This is a genomic window from uncultured Hymenobacter sp., assembly GCF_964242765.1.
In the GTDB taxonomy this organism is placed as follows: Bacteria; Bacteroidota; Bacteroidia; order Cytophagales; family Hymenobacteraceae; genus Hymenobacter.
This window is the reverse complement of sequence record NZ_CAXTBM010000014.1, coordinates 20,359-41,404: the sequence shown is the minus strand read 5'-3', so window position 1 is coordinate 41,404 and position 21,046 is coordinate 20,359. Positions and strand designations below refer to the sequence as shown.

Genomic DNA, 21,046 nt, shown 5'->3' with positions numbered 1-21,046 from the left:
AGACCATCTTTTCTTGAAATTTTCCCATCTGCGGCTACGCACTACAACGCGTTGCGTACGGCTTTGCTCACGGGTGCTTCGCCTTCCAACCACGCCTTAAACGCGCTGGCTTTGTCGCGGCTGATAGCCACTTCTTGCTGTGGCTCAGGGTGTAACTCCAGTTTCAGCTTGCCATTGAAATACGGGTGCAGGCGACGCACGGCGCTCAGGTGCGTGAGCAACTGCCGGCTGGCCCGGAAGAAGTGCAGCGGGTCGAGTAGGCGCTCCAACTGCTCTAGCGTGTAGTCGAGCACGAAGCGGCGGCCGTCGCGGCCGACGAGGTACACCAAGTCGTTGCGCATCTGGAAGTAAGCAATCTGGTCGACTTCCAGGGGCAGCAACTGCTCGCCGCTGGCCACCAGAAAACGGGTTTTGTAGGGCCGACCTGTCAGCGGCAAACTGTCGAGCAGGCGCTCTAGGCGCTGGCTATTTTCCACGGCGGAGAAGGCAGCGCGCAAGTCGTGGTACTTAGCTAGGGCGGCCCGTAAATCAGCGAGCTTGATGGGTTTGAGCAAGTAATCGACGCTGCGCACCCGAAACGCCTTGATGGCGTATTCGTCGTAGCTAGTGGTGAAGATGATGGGGCTGGTGAGGCCTACTTGGTCGAAAATCTCGAAGCTCAGACCGTCGGCTAGCTGGATGTCAGACAAAATAAGGTCGGGCGGCGGGTTTTGGGCAAACCACTGCCGGCCCGCTGCTACGCTGCGCACCACATCCCGCACTACGGCTGTGGGGTCAGCTTGCCGCAGCAACCGTTGCAGCCGCTCGGCGGCGGGGTATTCGTCTTCGATAAGCAGCAGATTCATGTCGGCAGTGAACAGTTAGCAATCAACATTTTCCCGGAGCAAGTAGGCTACCACCACGCAAACCATACTTTTCTGCTAAAACTAGACCCACTAAACGATACTATATCAACTGTTTACTGTCAACAGGGGTACCTTGACGGTGAACAGGCCGTTTTCGCGCAACACTTCCACGGGGCGGGTGGAGAGCAGGCGGTAGCGGCTGATAATGTTGCGCAAGCCTACTTTGGTGGATTGTTCGAGGCCGGTTTTGGGCTGCACATTGTTCATCACGCTGAAGTAGCCTTCGGGGCTCCCACCGGCGCGCAGGAGCACGCGCAATGGGTTTTCCGGAGAAATAACGTTGTGCTTAATGGCGTTTTCAATCAGCATTTGCAGGCTCAACGGCGCGACTTGGGTGGTGTAAGCGGCGGGGGCAATGTCGCGCTCCACTTGGAGGTCGTCGCGGAAGCGGGTTTTGTTGAGGTAGAGGTAGGCTTCCACAAAGTCCATTTCCTCGCGCAGCGGCACGGTGATTTTGTCGCGGCTTACCAGCACGTAGCGGTACACGTCGGCGAGCTGCTCTAAGTAGGTGTGGGCCGGCTCGTTGTCGTCATCAATTAAGGCGGCCAGCGTGTTCAAGGAATTGAACAGAAAATGCGGGTCGAGCTGGCTGCGCAGCGTCTCCAGCTCCGACTGGATGCCGGCCCGGGCCAGGGCCTCGGAGCGTTGCAAGTTCTTTTTCCATTCCCCGAAAAAGTAGACGCTTTCATAAATGGAAGTCACAAACAGCGTAGGCAGCAGGTTTCGCAGGCAGTCTTCGAGTAGCTCTCCTTGGTTGCAGACTTCAATTCCCAACAACCCCCACCCAAAATCGAGGCCGACGGTAGCGGCGAACGTGAGCGGCACGCTTACCAGCGTTTGCATTACCAGCCGCCGCGCCGTGAGGTCGTAGCCCGGATACCAATGCCGCAGGAGCTTGAAAAGCGCCCGGTTGCCTTCCCAAATAGTGATGGTAATGGAAAACGCAACGCAGAGGCCTCGCCACCAGCCTGCGTTTTGCCCCGTCGGAAATCCGTCCGACACTATATGCATAATCACTGCTATCAGCGGGATGCCCACAAGGCGAATCCATTTATCGTTCATGGCAGGAGGGCTGATGAGAGGTGAGGATGCAACAAGCTAAGCCGGAGCGGAAGCTGCTCGCCTAAGCTACTGAATCAGAATGGAATCCGGAAGCGTAGGGTGGATTCCAGGTATTCCATTAAGTCGCCGAAAGTGAAGAGTGGCACTTCGTCGGGAATGGGAATATGGAAGCTGCCTTCCAAGTCAAGCAGGCAATCAACGACGTCAAGTAAGTCGAGGCCTATTTCGCGGGTTGGGCGCAGGTTGAAACTCAGTTGTTTTAGCTCACTGAATTTGTACTGGCTGACAAGGCGCAATGCCAGTTGGAAAAAAGATTTAGTGACAACAGCCGTTAGAGAAATCATAGCAGAATAAAAAGAAGAGTAGAGCGAAAAGACGCACAAAAACCTGTTGATCAGCGCGCGGAATGCATCGGCGCGGCGGACGCCAGATGAGCAGGTCGTTCTTGCGGAACTTGAGCTAGAACGTGAGGCGGTAGAACGGGATAGGCAGGAACCCTTGCTGGTAGGCCGTGCCGATGCGGTTGGTGCGCGGGTTGTAAGCTTGCTCGAACACGTTGTCGTTGTTGGATACGTTTTGCAGGTCGATGGCTATTTCGTGGGTGAGGCGGGCGCGGTTGATTTTATAGCCAAGCTTGACATCGGCCCGGAAATAGTTGGCCTGTTGCTCGCTAAAGGCCCGGTCGTAGCGGTAGATGGCGGTACGAACCTGGCTGGAGGCTTCGTAGTCGAGGGGCGTAACGTAGCGGCCACCCGTGGTAGCTGCTTTCAAACTCACGGTGAACGTATTGGATTTGTGGCCCACCCGGAACTCGCGTCCTAGTAAGGCGTTGGCAACAAATCGGGTGTTGAATGGGGTATTGCGCTCCACTCCGTCGCTGCCCGTGTAGTTGGAGTCAAACAGGGAAGTGGTAAGCAGGAAGTAGTAGCCTTGGGCGAAGGCGCGCTCCAAAGTTAGCTCCACGCCGTAGTTGCGGCCGGTGCCTTCGTTCACGAGGTTGGCCTTGTTGACCGGGGCAAAATCCACTCCTTCGGTCAGGCCGGAATAGTAGCTCGGCGTGCTTTCCACGGGCGCGTCAAACAGCGCCTGGTAGTAGCCCTCGGCGCGTAGGCGCAGATTATCGGAAAGCTGCCGGTCGTAGGCCAGCACCAAATGATGGCTGCGAGTGAAGCCCAAGTCGCGGTTGGTGAGGGCGTATGCACCATCGGGCTGTTGGGTTTGGTAGAAGTAGGTGAGCAGTGGCTGCAAGCTGCTATGCAAGCCGTAGGCGGCGCTCAGCGTGCTGGCCGGCGTCAGTTGGTATTGCAAGCCGAGGCGCGGCTCCAGTACGGAGCTGCCGTTCAGCTCGAAGCGCGAGGCGCTCAGGCCAGCATTGAGCGTAAGCTGCTCGCTGAAACGGTGCTTCCACTGCGCGTAGAGCTGCGAAAAAGCGGTACTGCCGCTGGCGTCGCGCTCGGTTTCGCTGGTGGGGTAGCGACTCAGACTGAGGTAGTTGTACTGAATCAAGTCGACGATGGCACCGGCCGTTACTTGGTCGCGGGCGCTGAACTTGTGGCTTAGCAGCAAGTTGCCCGACAGCTTCTCCTGCGTGAAATCGTTACGGTCGGCCGGAATTTCGGCCAGCACCTCGCGCCCCCGGGCGTACAGAATGGTATCCTGGTCGAACTGCTGCTTGGCCCGCGAGGCCGAGAGCGTGAAGCGGGCCACTGTGCGGTTGCTGAAGCGATGCTCGTAGGAAGCGGCCCCGATGCCGGTGGCGTACTTCACCCGCAGATTCACGCCTTCCTGGCCGTACACGTCGGCTTCGGTCGAGTCCACGTCTTTGCCCAGGAACGCAATGTTGCTGCGCCCGGCTATGGTCCACACGCTCAGGTTGCCGCGCTGGCCCACGGGAATATCCGTTTTGAACGTGAAGTCCTGGTAGTTGGGCGTGCCGGCAATATTGTAGCCCACGGCCTCCAGCAGCGAGAAAATGGAATAACGATAGTTGACTAAGTACGAGGCCTTTGACTTCTGACTGTACGGTCCTTCGGCGCCCACTTCCACACCGTTGAAACCGACTTGGCCCAAAAATTCCTGTTTCTCGTCGTTGCCTTTGCGTAAGCGCAAATCAAACACCGACCCCAATGCGTTGGCATATTCGGCCGGGAAAGCGCCCGTCAGGAAATCAGACTTGGCCAGCAAATTGTTGTTGAGCATGCTCACGGGCCCGCCCGTGGTGCCCTGCGAGCCGAAGTGGTTGGGATTCGGGATGTTGACGCCTTCCAGCCGCCAGAGCAGCGAGGCCGGCGAATTGCCGCGCACCACAATGTCGTTGCGGGTGTCGTTGGCGCCGCTCACGCCGGCAAAGTTCTGCGCCATGCGGGCCGGGTCGCCGAGGCTGCCAGCGTAGCGGTTGGCTTCGATGGGGGAGAAGGGCCGGGCTGATACCGTGGCCATTTCGTTGTTGGGCACGGTGCGGTCTTCGCTGCGGCGGTACACCACTTGCACCTCATCGAGCTTGGTTAGGCGTTCCGTAAGGCCGAGGCTGAGCACCACTTCCTTGCCGGCCGTTACGGTCACCTCGTTGAGTTGCAAGTCGTCGTAGCCGATGGACGTCACCCGGAGCTTCACGCGGCCCACCGGTACGCCCGCCAGCCGGAAGCGGCCATCGGTATCGGTAGTGCCGCCCAAAGCGGGCTCTACGCCTACCACCACCACGGTAGCCCCGACAACGGGCGCTTTTGCCGCCGCATCCAGTACGGTGCCCCGCACGGTTTGGGTGGTGAGCGGAGTCGAGGATTGCGCCTGCGCCGATGGCATAAGAACGGCGGTAAGTAGCACAGCCCGAACGAGGTAAAGCAAGTGTCGCATAGCCTTTAGCAGTTAGTTATAAGCTAAAGGTGGCACCTGAGAGCAGCCCTGGAAACGCAAATGCCGGTGAACCGTCGTTAGCCGCGCCCCAACCGTCGGGAGCCCCGCCCGAACCGTATGCTGGTGGCTGGGGAAGTAGGTGGAAATCAAAGTTGCTACTGTTGGGGTTACTGGCTACTTTGCTTTAACTGCTTCTATCTCAGCTTATGACGCCAACCTTGGAATATCTAACTGTGTCGGCCGCGCCATGGGTAAGCGCCTGGTTTGTGGTCACCACATTGCTTACGGCCGGATTACTCGTGCGCCTGCTGCGAGCAGCAGGCGCGGCCACTACCACATGGCTGATTGGTATAGCCTTGTGGCTGGTGGGGCAGGCTCTGCTGGCGCGCAGTGGTTTCTACCAGCAGCTTCAGCACGTACCCCCGCGCCTAGTGCTGTTTGGCATTCTGCCGGCGTTAGTGGTAATGGGGTATCTGATGGTCAGCCAGCGCGGCCGCGCGTTAACTGATCGGTTGAGTGTGGTAGGCCTTACTGCCTTGAGCGTAGTGCGGGTGCCCGTAGAAATCGTGCTATACGCACTGGCAAGCCAGCATCTGGTGCCGGAACTAATGACGTTCGAAGGCTTCAACTTTGATATCCTATCCGGGCTGACTGCTCCGTTAGTGGCGTATGGCTACCAACGTGGCTGGCTCGGGCGCGGCAGTTTGCTGGCGTGGCATCTGGTGGCGCTGGGCTTGCTGCTAACTATTGTGATACTGGCGCTTTTGTCGGCACCCACGCCGCTTCAACAACTGGCTTTCGAGCAGCCCAACGTAGCAGTGGTGCAGTTTCCATTCGTGTGGCTACCCGTTTTTGTAGTGCCAGTGGTAGGTTTCACTCACTGGGTAGCGCTTCGTAGGCTGCTGAGTGCAAACCGGCAGGCAAGTTCAATAGCTTAAAAACTAGGTACTCCGCTCCTTATATTATTTCGGGAAAATTCAGAAAAAGGTTAGCTGAAAAGGGCGAACCTAAAGCCGGTACGCACTTAAATTGAACAGCATAAATCGGCTACGAACTGCCTCTCACCCTATTATGAGACGTACGCTCAGTGGTTGCGTATATTAAGTGCACTAGTTGCTTGGCTAACTGTCGATTACTTGCAAGCAGGCGGCTTCCCTGCAGAAGCCTCTTTCTGGCTCTTCTAACAACCACTCGTTATGCGCTTTCAGCAGTTTTTCCCGCCCGACTATCTGCAAGAATACGTCCGATACTTTTGGGTGCTGGAAAGTGCCAGTGATTGTGTGGAAATGAGAACCTTTCGGATGATTGCCGACGGTTATCCGGGGTTTATTCTTCAGCAAGCCGAGCAGCAACTCTTTCGTGACCAGACGCAAAAGCAGTGGCCGCGGGCTTTCTTATATGGCCAAACTACCACAGCAGGTGACATATCCGTACCGGGGCCGTTCCGTACGCTAGGCGTCTATTTTCACCCAAGTGCGCTACCTGCCATTTTCGGCTTTAATGCCGACGAGCTAACCAACTCCTGTGTCGGCCTTGATTTACTAGCACCAAGCCTAGCTGAACGACTGATAAACACCCAATCAGTGCCTAAGCAGATAGAGCTTCTCTCGAATTATTTGTTTGAAATGGCCCAAAAAAGCAAGGCGGCTATGAGCAAGGATATTCAGTATTCCCTTAGGCAGATAGATAAGTCAAGCGGGGGCATCTGCCTGCGCGACCTGCACCAAACTCTTGGGGTGACGGAGCGAAGCTTTCAGCGCAAGTTCAAGCAGTGCGTAGGGATACCGCCCAAGTTGTTTTCCAGAATCTGTCGTTTTCAGGTTTCTCTGAACCAACTCCGAAACCACCAGTACCGCAAGCTTTCTGATGTTGCTTTTGAAAACGACTATGGGGATCAGTCGCATTACATTCGTTCGTTTCAGGAATTTGCCGGTTGCTCTCCTTTCCAATACCAGAAACAAGTGAACGAACTCGTAGAAAACTTCCCGCTGCTTGTTCAGTAGCAACTGTCGGTTTTGTTCTATTTTGCCGCGAAGGGGCGCTCGTACTTTGTTGAAAAACAATTAGCTATGAACGCACTCATTTTCGGCGCCACGGGCGGTACCGGCCGCCAACTAGTAGAGCAGGCTCTTGCGCAAGGCCACATCGTTACGGCTTTTGCCCGCAACCCCCGCAACCTTGATCTACAGCACCCCAATCTGCACGTCGGGCAGGGCGACGTGCTGGACTTTGCTTCGGTTGAGCGAGTTATGCAAGGCCAAGAAGTGGTGCTGTCGGCGCTCGGGGCGCCTGCTTCCCAAAAGGACGCAGTGCGGTCGGAGGGGACCCGCCACATCATCCGGGCCATGGAACAAACCGGGGTGCGCCGCTTTATTTGCCTCACCACGCTAGGCATAGGCGACAGCCAGCAGGCGCTGCCCTTCGCCTACAAGTACTTGCTTGTGCCGCTCTTTTTGCGTCAGGCGTTTGCCGATTCGGAACGGCAAGAAGAATATATCCGCCAGAGCGCTTTGGAATGGACCATTGCCCGCCCCGGCACGCTTACCAACGGCCAGCGCACCGGCCAGTACCGGCACGGTTTTCCTGCCTCCGAAAAGGGCCTGAAGATGAAGATTTCGCGGGCCGATGTAGCCGACTTCATGCTCCGGCAAGTGCAGGACCACGCCTACCTGCGCAAAGCCGCGTCTTTGTCGTACTAGCTTCAATACGGATCAAGCTGGCACTATTGGTCGATGCGGAAGCCTAAGCCAAACTGAATCAAGCCGCTTTCTTCGGGTGACACTTGGTAGGAAACCGACAAAGCCAACTGGTCGGTGACGGGAGCCAGGTAGAAGCCGGCGCCGTAGCCGTCGTGCCAGCCACCCGGCGAGGCGCCCTTGTAGTACACCCGGCCCTTGTCGTAGAAACCAAATAGGCCGTAGGAGAAGGGCAAGAAGTTATTTTTCACTTGACCGATTGCCAAACGTATTTCGGAATTGAAGAACAGGCTGGCATCACCCGTAAAGCGGTTGCGCACGTAGCCCCGCAGGTTTTCGCGCTGGCCTAAGTAGGCCAGCTTATAGAACGGAATTTCCTCGGTTTTGCCGTACGTTTTGGCCCCGCCGCCCTTGAGTACCAGCGTTACCGGAATCAGCAGGCGGGCGGTGCCGTAGTATTCGGCGAAGCCTTGCGTGAGGCCGTAGTTGCTCTTATCGTTGTTGAGTTGGAAGTAAGTATCGTGTTGAGCTCGCAGCCGGACCCCGCGCCGGGCAAATTGCTGCCGGTCACGCAAATCCAAGTCAATTAGCGCATTCAACCCCGCTAGCCGCTGCAAAGAGGTGTTCGGGACTGGTGCATCAGACTGAGGCGGATTGCTAACTAGTTGGCCTAAGTAAGTGTTGCGGCTGAAATTGGTTTCATATTGCTCGTAGCCGGCACCTAAGCGAAAGAGGCTGCGCTGGAAGAATACTCGCTCCGTGAACACATTGCCCCTATACCCTCTGTAACGGGCTTTGTAGTAATTGTCGTCGTACAGATCGTCGTTCTTGGTGGTATTGTTGCCAAGTCCGAAGAAGTTGTAGAACTGGAAGAAATTACCGTACTCGGCCCGAGCCCCAATATCGAAAAGGCCAATGGCGTGGCGGTGGCGCATATTGAGGGCCACCTCGAAGTTGCCGTTCGTGGAGCCTTGCACATCAAAACCGTAAAGGTTTTTGAAACCAGGTTTGCGGAAGCCCTGCCGCACAATATCCACCCCGATGCCCGCGCCGAACCCGTCGCTCTGGTTGTAGATGAGCGTGGCGCGTGGCCGATACCCGTCGTAGTTGAACGCCTCCCGGTCATAGCTGTTGACGGCTTGGTTCGGGGAGGTGCGGTTGTCACTTTCTGGTCCTAGCGTGAGGTTGGTATCGGGCACATCGTACACTTTGGTGAGAGTGCGCAACCCGCTCACTTGCGAATTGTCGGCAATCTGGTCTTTGCCGTCCCCCCCGATGATGCGCACCAGCACGCTGTTTTTGGCCGCGCCAGTCACGGTAAAGATGTCCTTGCCATCGAGGCCATACAGGCTAACTTCGTCGGTTTCATTGTGTTTGAACGTGCGCTCGAACAGCGGGGCGCCCTCAGGCTGGTCGCCTTCCTTGGCTTTATCGAACATCCGGACCCGCACGTTGCCGTCGGCCTGGCGGTCAACCTGGAACACTTCGGCTTTGTTGGAGCCCACTACATCTACCCGCTTGGCCAGCATCAGGTAGTACTCGTCCAGTGCTTTGGGCAGCTCCTGAATGCGGGCTTTGAGCTTGCGGTTCAAGTCGTTGCCCGACAGCGGCATCATTTCCTTGGGCAGATGGGCGGTGGCTTGGTCGATGGTGGCGGGCGTAATCTTGGTTTGCATGTACTGCCCGATTTCCTGCCATTGCTCCCGCGTCAGGCTTTGGAGCAGGAACCGGTCGAGGTTGCGGGCGGGCCAGTTCAGGCTTTCTAAGTCGTGAAATTCGCTCTGAAAGTCTTCGATGCTCGGCACGGCCCATTCGCGGTTGGCGAGGTACGTTAGCAGGCCGTTCCAGAGCGTAAACGACTGGTCCCGGTCGCGCGGAATAGGCTTGTAAACGGTGTTTTTGCCTTCCTTGTAACCGGCCCATTTCCAATTGTCTTCGTGCTTGCCGAAGTCGGCCACCAGCATATCAAAAGCGCGGGCCTTGCCGAAGGCGACGGCGTCGATGCGGTTGTCGTGGTCTTTATAAAGTTGGCGGAAAAAGCTAAACGAGCGACGTACCTCATCGGCCCCGCCAAAACCGGGCAGGTTGGGTTTGGGGTCCCCAGGACGGTCTTCGAGCGTACCAAACAAACCCGCGTATTCCTGCCGGTAGGGGCCGAGCTGCTGATTGTCGGGCAGCACGAAGAGGCGGGGGCGGGCGTGCAGAATGTCGGTTTGGTCGAGCAAAGAGCCCGTCACCAGCGCCGAGTAGGGGTGGGCCGTGGGCGTGATGCCGCGCAGCACATTTGCCGCCACGGAAACACGCAGCTCCGGCGGCAGAATTTTGGTTACGTCCTTGTCAACGGACCGGAACACGTACTCCGACGAGTCGGCGGCAACTAGTTTGAGGGAAGTTGTCTGGCGTCCGCCACCACGCCCAAAAATCCGTAGGCCGCCTTTCTCGGCGTTCAAGTCCAGGGTAGGTACCGACACGGGTTGGGTCCAGGAAGAGCGGTAGAGTGGACCTAAAAAGAACCGGGCCGCACCGGAGCCAGCGTATTGTTTGCCAGCCGCCAGCGTCTGAACGGGTGGGGTTGGAGCGTCGGGCTTCACTTCGGCCACGCCTCTCGGTGCCGTGGGGCACTCCGGGACGAAGCTGTTCACGGGCACGTTGGGCAGCCGTGGCTCCTGGCACGCCGATTGAAACAGCGTGGCCGCATAAGCTTCTTTAACGGTGGTGCCAGGGTTATCAAAAGTGTAGAAATATGCCTTTACGGTGCCGTCAGCGTAATACTCTAGTTTGGAAAAGCCCTCCTCCGACTTATTGAACTGCGAGCGGGCATTGGCCCCAACGTGCTGCTTTTCCACAAAAGACCCGGATACCAAATGGTAGTTGTCTTCGAAGCGGGTGAGCTGCAAGCTGTAGTCGTGGGCGGCCGCGTATATCGCGCCGGGGTTATCACGCAGCGTACTAAGCATCTCCTTGCGGAAACCCTGATAAGCCGGATTGGCTAGGTCGCGCGGGGTGCCCACGTTCTGCCGATACGCCGCGTAGATGCTGCCCGCCACCGGCGGCAACAAGTGCCGACTTAGTGGCTGGCTGCCGCCGTATACCCCGTTGGTAACCACAGGCTGGTGGCCGACCAGCAGCACGTTTTTGCCCTTGGTATCGTCGAGGACGTCCTGCAACTGTTCCCGAAATTCATCTTGCGTAAGCGTTTTGCAATCGGTATCGGGGGCTTCGGGCCGGTCGAAGGGGTGCGTAAACCAAGGGGAGTTCAACGCTACTAGGCGCACATTGGGCGCCACATCGATTACCTCCGGGCCAGGGCAGCCGCCAGTAGGAGCGAAAGCATTCTGGTTAGGTAAGCGCTTCTCGATATAGTCTTCGAGGCGGCGCACCCGCTTTAAGCCATCGGGGCCGGAATTGGCCCAGTCCCGGTCGCCGGGCACAAAGTAAATTTTACCGTTTGGCAGATCCTTTACTAAAGCCAAAAGAGCGTCAATGCGGGCAGTTTCATCGGTCCGACTGGAATCTTGCTTGGTGCCTAGTCCCTGCGGCCCTACCATATCCCCGAGGTGGACAACCGTGAAAGCGCCAGCTTGCTGCTCCAATGCCTTCCGCAACGCTTGCAGATGGGTGGTCGGCAGGTCGGCGGTAGCCGTGTTGCCGAGCAAGTAAACCGTGTGGGTTGCCGCGGTTGAGGTTTGAGCCAGAACAGGTGATGTTGTGGCCAAGCCAAAAGCAGTTAGCAACAGACAGCGCAGGTGTGGATGCATAGGAAACGAACTAGCTACCTGCATGCGCAGGGATTAGGCAAAAGATTTAACCTAGATTTAATTTCGGTTGGCCCTTTTAAACTGCTCTATGCTCAAAAGGTTGGCTCCTGGGTAGCAACAACCAGCGTAACAGCAAGGAACAGCAGGCAAGGCAGCCCCAGCCAAACCGCTTCGTTGGCAAGTGTCCATAGTGGTGATTGCCCCGCAAAATTGCGAACCTCAGTAGGTAATGCTTGAATGAAACAACATCCAAAGAAGTAACGCGGCTGGTCGAACGGACTGAAAAAAGTTGCTCCCAAACTACCTGTAATCTTGGCATCATGCACACGGTATGGAGCAGCAACACCCATGGTCGTGCCCAGTGCTGCATGTCCGAAAACCGAAGCTATGGATATAAGGTGCTTTAGCGCGAGCCTGAGGTTCGCGAGTTAGTAGGCAGTGAATACTGTTAACGCCCGCAATGTATAGTTGTTTTAGTATACTAAAACGAGGATTTGTACTAGCACCTACAAATTGCTTCGCAACTCTGTTGCCACTCGTGTTACTCCCGTGGTAGCTGGTTCCGTGATGAAGTGCAGGTTAGGCCGGCTCACTAGTGGCGGCTGGTGCGGATCGATGACGTAGATAGGACAAGAACTAGGGGCGTAATGCACCAAGTTGGCCGCAGGATACACCTGCAAGGAGGTGCCTACTACCAGAAAGATATCGGCCGTCGCCGCTTCATCCATGGCTAGTTCCATCAGCGGCACCTGCTCGCCAAACCATACAATGTTTGGCCGAAGTTGATGCCCTTTTTCGCACATGTCTCCCAACTCAATCCGGTCCGATTTCATGGGGTACACCAGTTCCTCATGCAGCGAGCTGCGCGACTCAAACAGCTTGCCGTGCAAATGAAGTACTTGCGAAGAACCAGCCCGTTCGTGCAAATCATCCACGTTCTGGGTTAATATCACTACTTCGAACTGCTCCTCCAATTCCACCAGGGCCCGGTGGCCAGCATTAGGCTGCGCTGCCCGTGCGGCCGCCCGACGTTGGTTATAAAAGTCCAGCACTAATTCCGGATTCCGAGCCCAGCCTTCTGGCGAGGCCACATCTTCCACCCGATGCCCTTCCCAAAGTCCATCGGAACCCCGGAAAGTAGCCAATCCACTTTCCGCACTTATGCCTGCGCCGGTTAGGGCCACCAGTTTCTTTTTCATGCGCTAAATGTAGGGTGAAGTACCCTTTGGGGTTAATTGTACTACTGGAAATAGTTGTGAAGAGCCAGAACTACTGTCCTATTCCCACACAAAAAACCGGCCTGCCGATTACTCAGCAGGCCGGTCCATAGCAACTTTCTAAAAGCTTACTTGGCTTTCGCCGTTGCTTTCTTGGCGGCAGTGCTCGTCGCTTTTTTTGCTACTGGTTTTTTGGCGGCGGGTTTCTTAGCCGTAGCAGTTGGCTTTTTCTTGGCGGGCTTATCAACTGCATCGGCCGCGTCAACTTCGGGTGCTGATTTCTTGGCGAAGCGGCCTCCTTTGGCGGGCTTATCGGGAGTGGCAGCGGCCAGTTCCAGGCAGCGCTCTAGCGTGAGACTGGCCGGCTCTTCTCCCTTCGGAATCTTCACGTTCTTCTTGCCAGCTACGATGTAGGGACCAAACCGACCATTGAGTACCTGCACATCCGGATTTTCCGGGAAATCTTTAATGAGGCGTTCCGCATCAGTTTTGCGCTTGTTTTCGATGAGGTCGATAGCCTCCTGCGCCGTGATGGTATGCGGGTCCTGCTCTTTGGTGAGCGAGTAGAACTTGCTGTCGTGCCGGATGTAAGGGCCGAAACGACCCAAGGCCGCTGTCATGTCTTTGTCTTCGAACTGGCCCACAATGCGCGGCAACTTAAACAGATCAAGCGCCTCTTCCAGGGTAATGTTCTCGATGAACTGGCCTTTACGCAAGCTCGCATACACAGCTTTCTCGCCTTCGGGGGCACCCTCTTTCGGCTCGATCTGCACGTACGGACCGTAGCGGCCCAGCCGGGCCGTCAGCTTCTGGCCGGTTTCGGGGTGAATACCAATGACGCGGGTGCTGCCCAGCGTACTGCGCTCGATATCCTGGCCACGCTCCACCGTGGCGTGAAAAGTGCTGTAGAAACCCGACAGCATATCAGTCCACAATTCGTGGCCGTTGGCTATCTGGTCGAATTCGTCTTCCACTTTTGCCGTGAACTGAAAGTCAACGATAACGGGGAAGTGCTCTACCAGGAAGTCGTTGACTACCATGGCTGTATCAGTGGGGAAGAGCTTGGCTTTATCGGCCCCGAAGGTTTCCGTTTTCACTTCCGTTTTCACTGTGTCACCGTCCAGCGTTAGCACATGGAACTTGCGCTCTTTGCCTTCGCGAGAATCCTTTTCCACGTACCCGCGCTTCTGAATCGTGCTGATAGTAGGAGCATAGGTGGACGGCCGGCCAATGCCCATTTCTTCCAGTTTCTTCACCAGCGAAGCCTCGGTATAGCGCGCCGGCGGCGACGCGAAGCGCTCCATAGCCCGCAGCAGTTGCAAGGGCAGTTGCTGACCTACGCTCAACGGTGGCAAGCCGCGCGAAAACGACGAGTCTGCATTAGGCTCTTCGTCCAGCTCTTCTTCGTCCTTGCTTTCGGCATACGCTTTCAAAAAGCCTTCAAACGTAATAACCTCGCCCGTCGCCGTTAGCAAAACGCCGGGCTGTGTGCTAATGCCAATGCTAGCAACGGTGCGCTCAATTACGGCATCAGCCATCTGCGAGCCCATGGCCCGCTTCCGAATCAGGTCATACAAACGCTGTTCCTGCGAGTCGCCGCCAGCCTTCACCAGCGCGAAATCGGTAGGGCGAATGGCTTCGTGCGCTTCCTGCGCCGAGGCTGACTTGGTTTTGTAAACGCGCGTTTGGGCGTACTCAGGGCCGTAGGCGCGGCTGATTTCAACGCGGGCCGCATCCAGGGCATCCTGCGAGAGGTTCACCGAGTCGGTCCGCATGTAGCTGATTTTACCGGCTTCGTAGAGCTTCTGCGCTACGCTCATCGTCTGGGCTACCGAAAAGCCTAGTTTGCGCGAGGCTTCCTGCTGCAAGGTAGACGTGGTGAACGGTGGCGCGGGGCTGCGCTTGCCGGGCTTCTTCTCCAGAGTTGAAATCCGGTAATCGGCGCCTACGCACCGTGCCAAGAAAGCCTCTGCCTCGTCCCGAGTCTTGAAGCGGGTGGGCAGATCCGCTTCCAGCACCGCGCCGCGGCCCGCATCGAAGCGCGCCGTTACGCGGTACGCCGACGTCACTTTAAACTGGTTGATTTCCCGTTCCCGCTCCACCACAATGCGCACGGCTACGCTCTGCACGCGGCCGGCTGAGAGGCCAGCCTTCACCTTTTTCCAAAGCACGGGGCTTAGCTCGAACCCTACCAACCGGTCGAGGACGCGGCGAGCTTGCTGCGCATTCACCAGGTTCAGGTCGATTTCGCGCGGGCTAGCAATAGCATTGAGGATGGCGTTCTTCGTGATTTCACGGAACACAATCCGACGGGTTTTGTCGGTGCCGCTTAAATTGAGCGTTTCAGCTAGGTGCCAGGAAATGGCCTCGCCCTCTCGGTCGTCGTCACTCGCTAGCCATACGGTTTCCGCTTCCTTCGACAGCTTCTTGAGCTGCGCGATTATCTCTCGCTTGTCGGCCGATACCACGTAGGTAGGCTTGAAGCCGTTGGCTATGTCAATAGCATTGTTGTCCTTCGGCAAATCACGAACGTGGCCGAAGGAACTCTTAACGACATAGTCTTTGCCTAAGTAACCTTCTATGGTTTTGGCTTTGGCAGGCGACTCGACGATGACTAGGTTTTTGACCATTGGATGGATAAAATTGCTACGGTAGAGGGCCAGCTAAGATGGAGACTCGGTATAGAAAACGCGGCGATGGGCAAGAAGTTGAATTTTGCCGCAAAGATGGTTTAATAATCTGGTGTGCCAGTGCCTGTCGCACAATAACTCTGCCACAGCCAAATACTTTGGCATGAGGTAAACAGAAAACCACCGGCAACTGGTTCACTGAAATCTTTTCCTTGTCTTGCTTTCAAGCCCAGAATCCTGTGCGAAGGAACAAGTGTATTCGTTACCTTTGCCAAGTAGAGAAAGGCCGTTTTCGGTGTATTCTCGTTTGCTTCGCCTACTTCCACGGGCCTCGCTACTCCTACTTTATGGCATCAGGTAAGACTACTACCCCCTCCACCCGTCGCGCCACCCCTGCGGCTGCTCCCGACTCCGTTGTTGAACCCGGCCAACTCACCGAGGTTACTTCCAACGGGGAAAGCACGCGCAAACGCGGAACCGGACGCAGTACCCGCAACTACGAAGCCGTTCAAAACCCCGACTACGTCAACGATCAACTCAACCGAGTGCTTTATGCCCTCGACGCCTTCAAAAAAGGTGACGTATCAGTGCGCCTCACCAAACAAACCGACGACATCTTCGCGGAAATAGCCGAAGCCTACAACTCGATGGTCGAGATGATAGGCGGCGTGGGGGGAGAAGTGTCGCGCATCTCGAAAGTGGCCGGCGTAGAAGGCAACCTAAAGGCCCGCGCTTCCGCCGACAACGCTGCTGGTTTCTGGCGCGACATGATCAACAACATCAACGGCTTAGTGGATAGCATTGCCGTGCCGGTGTTGGAAGTGGGCAAGGTGCTTAAGAACATCAGCAAAGGCAACCTCGACGAAACCTTCCAGATTCCGGTATCCGGCGACTTCAAGGTGATGGCCGAAACCATCAACAAGACCATCGACAACCTGAACCTGTTTGCCGGCGAAGTAACCCGCGTGGCCCAGGAAGTAGGTACCGAAGGCAAGCTCGGCGGTCAAGCCTCGGTGCCCAACGTGGGCGGCGTCTGGAAGGACCTCACCGACAACGTGAATACCATGGCCTCGAACCTGACGAGTCAGGTGCGCGACATTGCCAACGTGGCCAGCGCCGTGGCCAAGGGTGACCTGACGCAGAAGATGACGGTGGACGTAAAAGGCGAAATCCTGGAGCTGAAGAACATCCTCAACCAGATGGTGGATTCGCTCAACATCTTCGGCGACGAAGTAACCCGCGTGGCCTTGGAAGTAGGCACCGAGGGCAAGCTCGGCGGTCAAGCTTCCGTGCCCAATGTCGCAGGCGTGTGGAAAGCACTGACCGATAACGTAAACTTCATGGCCTCGAACCTGACGAGTCAGGTACGGGACATTGCCAATGTGGCCAGCGCGGTAGCTAAGGGCGACCTAAGCCAGAAAATGACGGTGGATGTGAAAGGCGAGTTGCTCGACCTGAAGCAGAACCTCAACCAGATGGTGGACTCGCTGAACCTGTTTGCCGGCGAAGTAACCCGCGTAGCCTTGGAAGTAGGTACGGAAGGTAAACTTGGCGGTCAGGCATCGGTGCCCAATGTGGCAGGTGTGTGGAAAGAACTGACGGATAACGTGAACTTCATGGCCTCGAACCTGACGTTGCAGGTTCGAGACATTGCCAACGTAGCCACCGCCGTTGCTAAAGGCGACTTGACACAAAAAATCACCGTGGAGTTGAAAGGCGAACTGCTCGACCTGAAGCAGAACCTCAACCAGATGGTGGACTCGCTGAACCTGTTTGCCGGCGAAGTAACCCGCGTGGCGCTGGAGGTTGGCACCGAGGGTAAATTGGGTGGACAAGCACTGGTACCGAACGTGGCCGGTGTCTGGAAGGAGTTGACCGACAACGTAAACTTCATGGCCTCAAACCTGACGAGTCAGGTGCGCGACATTGCCAACGTGGCTACCGCCGTTGCCCGCGGCGACTTAAGCCAGAAGATGACGGTGGATGTGAAAGGGGAAATCCTGGAGCTGAAGAACATCCTTAACCAGATGGTGGACTCGCTCAACATCTTCGGCGACGAAGTAACCCGCGTAGCCCGCGAAGTAGGCACCGAGGGCAAGCTTGGCGGCCAAGCCGCCGTACCGCGCGTGAGTGGCACCTGGAAGGACCTCACCGACAACGTAAACTTCATGGCCTCGAACCTGACGAGTCAGGTGCGCGACATTGCTAACGTAGCCAGCGCCGTGGCCAAAGGCGACCTGACGCAGAAGATGACGGTGGACGTGAAAGGCGAAATCTTCGACCTGAAGAACATCCTCAACCAGATGGTGGATTCGCTCAACATCTTTGCGGGCGAAGTAACCCGGGTAGCCCGCGAGGTAGGTACGGAAGGCATCTTGGGAGGCCAGGCTTCGGTGCCCAACGTAATGGGAACTTGGAAAGACTTGACCGATAATGTGAATACTATGGCCTCGAACCTGACGAGTCAGGTGCGCGACATTGCCAACGTAGCTACCGCCGTTGCCAAAGGAGATTTGAGCCAGAAAGTAACTGTAAATGTGAAAGGTGAGCTCCTTCAGTTAAAGGAAAACCTTAACCAGATGGTGGACTCGCTGAACACCTTCGGCGACGAAGTAACCCGGGTGGCCCGCGAGGTAGGCACCGAAGGCAAGCTCGGCGGCCAAGCCGATGTGCCGAACGTACGCGGCACCTGGAAAGACCTTACCGACAACGTAAACTTCATGGCCGCTTCGCTCACCAGCCAAGTGCGCGACATTGCCAACGTCACCACCGCCGTAGCCCGCGGCGACCTAAGCCAGAAAGTATCGGTGGATGTAAAAGGCGAGCTGCTCGACCTCAAGGACAACATCAACCGGATGGTCGACTCGCTCAACATCTTTGCGGGCGAGGTAACCCGCGTGGCGCAGGAAGTAGGCACCGAAGGCCGCCTTGGTGGCCAGGCCGAAGTGCCTAACGTGAGCGGCGTTTGGAAAGACCTCACCGACAACGTAAACACCATGGCCGCTAACCTCACCACCCAGGTGCGGGGCATCGGCAAAGTGGTAACCGGCGTGTCGCAAGGTGACCTGACGCAGAAGCTAACGCTGGAAGCCAAGGGCGAAGTAGCCGAGCTAGCCGACACCATCAACCGCATGGTGGACGACCTGAACCGCTTGGCGCAGGAAGTAAGCCGCGTGGCCAAAGTGGCCGGGGTGGAAGGCAAACTAACCGAACGGGCCACGGTAGGCGGCGTGAGCGGCTCGTGGAAGGAAATTGTGGATACGCTCAACGACCTGCTCGAATCCATTGCCTCACCGGTACTGGAAGTGAGCCGCGTGGTACGGGCCATATCGGAAGGTGACCTCACCCAGCAAGTGGAAATCCAGACCGCCGGCGACATTCAAGCCATGGCCGACGCCCTCAATCTGGCCGTCGACAACCTCAACGACCTATTGGCCGAAATCAACGAGTCGTCGCAGGTAGTGGGCACATCGTCGGAGGAAATGGCGGCGAAAGGGCAGGAGATGAGCCGGGTTACCGTTGACGTGGCCTTGGCTATGCAGCAGATGGCCGAAGGTGCGCAAAACCAAGCTCTTAAGACTGACCAAGCCTTCAAGCTGATCGAAGAAATCATGCAGGCCACCAAGGAAACGGCCGGCAAGGCCGATGTTGGTATCAAGGCGGCTATTCTAGGAGAGCAAACCTCGCAGCTCGGTTTGAAAACGGTGGCCGAGGTGGTAAAGAACATGGAAGAGATTTCGGCGGCGGCGGCCCAAACGGCCCGCACCATTGAAGTGCTTTCCAACCGCTCGCAAGATATCAGCAAGACGCTGGCGGTTATCACCGACATTGCTTCTCAAACCAACCTGCTAGCCCTAAACGCCGCCATCGAGGCAGCGCGGGCGGGCGAAGCAGGCCGTGGTTTTGCGGTAGTAGCCGAAGAAATTCGGAAGCTGGCCGAAGGTTCCCGTCGTTCGGCTTCGGAAATCGGGACGCTGGTTGACGACGTGAAGAAGGATACTACGAGCGCCGCCACCGCTATTTCCACCATGGAAGGCCGGGTACTGAAAGGCAAGAACGCCACCTTTGAGGCCAGCTCGGCCTTCAAGAACATTGCGACTAGCTCGGGCGAAACCCTACGCACCTCCCGCGACATCCTGACTGCCACCGAGATTCAGAAAACCTCGATTGGCGACGTGGTGAAATATGTGGAAGAAGTGGTAGCCATTGCCGAGCAAACCGCTACTGGCACGCAGCAAGTAGCTGGCACGGCCAAAGGGTTATCCAGCTCGATGTATGAACTGACGGTATCGAGCCAGCGCCTGACCGATATTGCCGATGACTTGCAGCTCGGCCTCTCCAACTTCCAGTTGCTGGAGGAAATTGAGCCCGAGCCCGAACCAGAGCCTGTTCGGTCCCGGCGCGTAATGCGTCGGCCGGCCGTGCAGCCGCAGCCGGTTTCCGCTACGCCGGAGCGTGATCGAGCAAGCACTCGCCGCACCAACGCCGCTACCGATGCTGCGCACGCGCAAGCAGTAGCAAATCGGCCACTGGTAGCCACTCGCCGGGGTGATGCTCGGCCAACGGCGGAAGCTCCCGCCCCAAACCGCAAGCACACCAACGCCGAACAAGCCGAAGCGCAACGCAGCCGCAAGGTGAGCCGGCGTGCTAGCAACGAAGAACCAAAGGCTTCCAATGGAACGGTTGCTCCTGCGGCACCAAAGGCTCCCGACCAAAAGCCAGTTAAAGGCCGTTCGAAAGAGAAAGTGAAATAGTAGGCCGTCGTGTCAACCCCTTGTCTGCTTTACTGGAATGTCATGCTTCGGCAAGTCTGAAATGCCGTTCTAGTAAGGCAGGCAAGGCACTTCGGTGTTGCCGCAGGCAAACACTGAATGGAGCCGAGAGGTTGGTGTACTGCTCGATGAGCTGCCAGTACCTGCCGGTGTTTTACGTAGCAGCTCTCATACCTAAGTTTTTATTGTTTGATGCCTGACGCAGAACAAACCAGCGACAAGAAAATCTCGAAGCCCGACGCCATCATTCAATTGATTGTCTTTCGGCTCGGCGACGAGGAATATGGCCTGCGCATCGAGCAGGTGAAAGAGGTAACGATAACGCCCGAAGTGGCGCGCATGCCCAAAACGCCGCCTTTTATCAAAGGTATTGCCAACCTGCGCGGCGATATTATTGCCATCGTTGACTTGGAAGAGCGTTTTGGGCTGCGACCAGCGGGGCAAGAACTGCCGGCTACGTCGTACACGCTGGCCATCGAAGCCAAAGACTACACCATTGGGATTGTGGTGCGAGAAGTGCCGCAGCCGTTATCGATTCCGATTTCCATTATTGAAAAAGCGCCGGAATTCATTCAGGACATCAATATAAACGACAAGTACATCGAGGGCATTGCCAAAATAGACGGGCGCATTATCATCGTGCTCGACATGCTGAAGCTGCTGACTCCCTCCGAGATAATGCAATTGCAGTCTTCCTGAACATCTTTGCCTGCCGGCCGCCGTACAACGTCCAGCTTTTATCCTTTCTGCTCTCCTTCTGGATTTTTGAAATACGCTCTATGAAAAACCGCATCCTCATCGTCGACGACTCTTTCTACATGCGCACGATGCTCAAGAATGTGCTTACTGATGCTGGCTATGAAGTAGTGGGCGAAGCCGCCAATGGCCAGCAGGCCATTGAAATGGCCGCTGCTACCAAGCCCGACCTCATTACCCTCGACGTAATTCTGCCCGACAACACTGGCCTTGATGTACTAAAAGGTATTCGCGAAAATGACCCCGATGTAAAGGTGGTGATGTGCAGCGCCGTAGGCCAAGAAGTGATTGTAAATGAAGCCTTGGAAAGCGGAGCTTCCGCTTACATCGTGAAGCCTTTTTCGGAAGAGAAAGTGCTAGAGATAGTGGGAGGGGCGCTCAGCGCGGAGTAGCAAAT

The 21,046-nt window shown here is 56.5% G+C and carries 14 protein-coding genes; 6 read left to right on the top strand and 8 right to left on the bottom strand.

Annotation, left to right across the window (positions count from 1 at the left end; all coding sequences use genetic code 11):
- Nucleotides 1–41 precede the first annotated feature (41 nt).
- The 4 genes from ACFE7X_RS08095 to ACFE7X_RS08080 form a co-directional block, all read right to left on the bottom strand.
- Nucleotides 42–845 carry a LytR/AlgR family response regulator transcription factor gene (locus ACFE7X_RS08095; protein ID WP_375435167.1) on the bottom strand — a complete coding sequence of 268 codons (804 nt, stop codon included), beginning with the start codon at nt 843–845 and terminating at the stop codon, nt 42–44.
- A 105-nt stretch (nt 846–950) separates the two neighbouring features.
- Nucleotides 951–1,967, bottom strand: a complete 1,017-nt coding sequence (locus ACFE7X_RS08090) for a sensor histidine kinase (protein WP_375435166.1) — start codon at nt 1,965–1,967, stop codon at nt 951–953.
- Between the two features lie 74 nt (nt 1,968–2,041).
- Entirely contained in the window at nt 2,042–2,311 is a 270-nt protein-coding gene (locus ACFE7X_RS08085) for an acyl carrier protein (protein ID WP_375435165.1), read from the bottom strand.
- A gap of 115 nt (nt 2,312–2,426) precedes the next feature.
- On the bottom strand, nt 2,427–4,820 hold the full coding sequence (locus ACFE7X_RS08080) for a TonB-dependent receptor domain-containing protein (protein WP_375435164.1): 2,394 nt from the start codon (nt 4,818–4,820) through the stop codon (nt 2,427–2,429).
- A 206-nt stretch (nt 4,821–5,026) separates the two neighbouring features.
- Here ACFE7X_RS08080 and ACFE7X_RS08075 point away from each other — a divergent pair, with 206 nt between their 5' ends.
- The 3 genes from ACFE7X_RS08075 (at nt 5,027) to ACFE7X_RS08065 (ending at nt 7,519) form a co-directional block, all read left to right on the top strand.
- Nucleotides 5,027–5,758 (top strand): hypothetical protein, encoded by a 732-nt coding sequence (locus tag ACFE7X_RS08075; RefSeq protein WP_375435163.1) that lies wholly within the window; start codon nt 5,027–5,029, stop codon nt 5,756–5,758.
- Nucleotides 5,759–6,016: 258 nt separating this feature from the next.
- Nucleotides 6,017–6,823 carry a DUF6597 domain-containing transcriptional factor gene (locus ACFE7X_RS08070; RefSeq protein ID WP_375435162.1) on the top strand — a complete coding sequence of 269 codons (807 nt, stop codon included), beginning with the start codon at nt 6,017–6,019 and terminating at the stop codon, nt 6,821–6,823.
- A gap of 66 nt (nt 6,824–6,889) precedes the next feature.
- A complete protein-coding gene (locus tag ACFE7X_RS08065; RefSeq protein ID WP_375435161.1) occupies nt 6,890–7,519 on the top strand; it encodes an NAD(P)-dependent oxidoreductase in 630 nt (209 codons plus the stop codon).
- 23 nt (nt 7,520–7,542) lie between these two features.
- Here the strand turns inward: ACFE7X_RS08065 and ACFE7X_RS08060 are convergent, their stop codons facing one another.
- The 4 genes from ACFE7X_RS08060 to topA form a co-directional block, all read right to left on the bottom strand.
- The gene (locus tag ACFE7X_RS08060; protein ID WP_375435160.1) at nt 7,543–11,274 is read right to left on the bottom strand and encodes a hypothetical protein; all 3,732 of its coding nucleotides are present in this window, start codon (nt 11,272–11,274) and stop codon (nt 7,543–7,545) included.
- 92 nt (nt 11,275–11,366) lie between these two features.
- Nucleotides 11,367–11,624: a hypothetical protein gene (locus ACFE7X_RS08055; RefSeq protein WP_375435159.1), complete on the bottom strand. Its 258-nt coding sequence runs from the start codon at nt 11,622–11,624 to the stop codon at nt 11,367–11,369.
- A 156-nt stretch (nt 11,625–11,780) separates the two neighbouring features.
- Nucleotides 11,781–12,473 carry an NAD-dependent deacylase gene (locus tag ACFE7X_RS08050; protein WP_375435158.1) on the bottom strand — a complete coding sequence of 231 codons (693 nt, stop codon included), beginning with the start codon at nt 12,471–12,473 and terminating at the stop codon, nt 11,781–11,783.
- A 146-nt stretch (nt 12,474–12,619) separates the two neighbouring features.
- Nucleotides 12,620–15,121, bottom strand: coding sequence for a type I DNA topoisomerase (gene topA / locus ACFE7X_RS08045; RefSeq protein ID WP_375435157.1), 2,502 nt, complete (start codon nt 15,119–15,121; stop codon nt 12,620–12,622).
- Nucleotides 15,122–15,468: 347 nt separating this feature from the next.
- Between topA and ACFE7X_RS08040 the strand changes: the two genes are divergently transcribed.
- From ACFE7X_RS08040 to ACFE7X_RS08030, 3 genes are all read left to right on the top strand, one after another.
- A complete protein-coding gene (locus ACFE7X_RS08040) occupies nt 15,469–19,875 on the top strand; it encodes a HAMP domain-containing protein (protein ID WP_375435156.1) in 4,407 nt (1,468 codons plus the stop codon).
- Nucleotides 19,876–20,085: 210 nt separating this feature from the next.
- A complete protein-coding gene (locus ACFE7X_RS08035; RefSeq protein WP_375435155.1) occupies nt 20,086–20,592 on the top strand; it encodes a chemotaxis protein CheW in 507 nt (168 codons plus the stop codon).
- A gap of 80 nt (nt 20,593–20,672) precedes the next feature.
- Nucleotides 20,673–21,041, top strand: a complete 369-nt coding sequence (locus ACFE7X_RS08030) for a response regulator (RefSeq protein WP_245124572.1) — start codon at nt 20,673–20,675, stop codon at nt 21,039–21,041.
- The last annotated feature ends 5 nt before the right edge of the window (nt 21,042–21,046 follow it).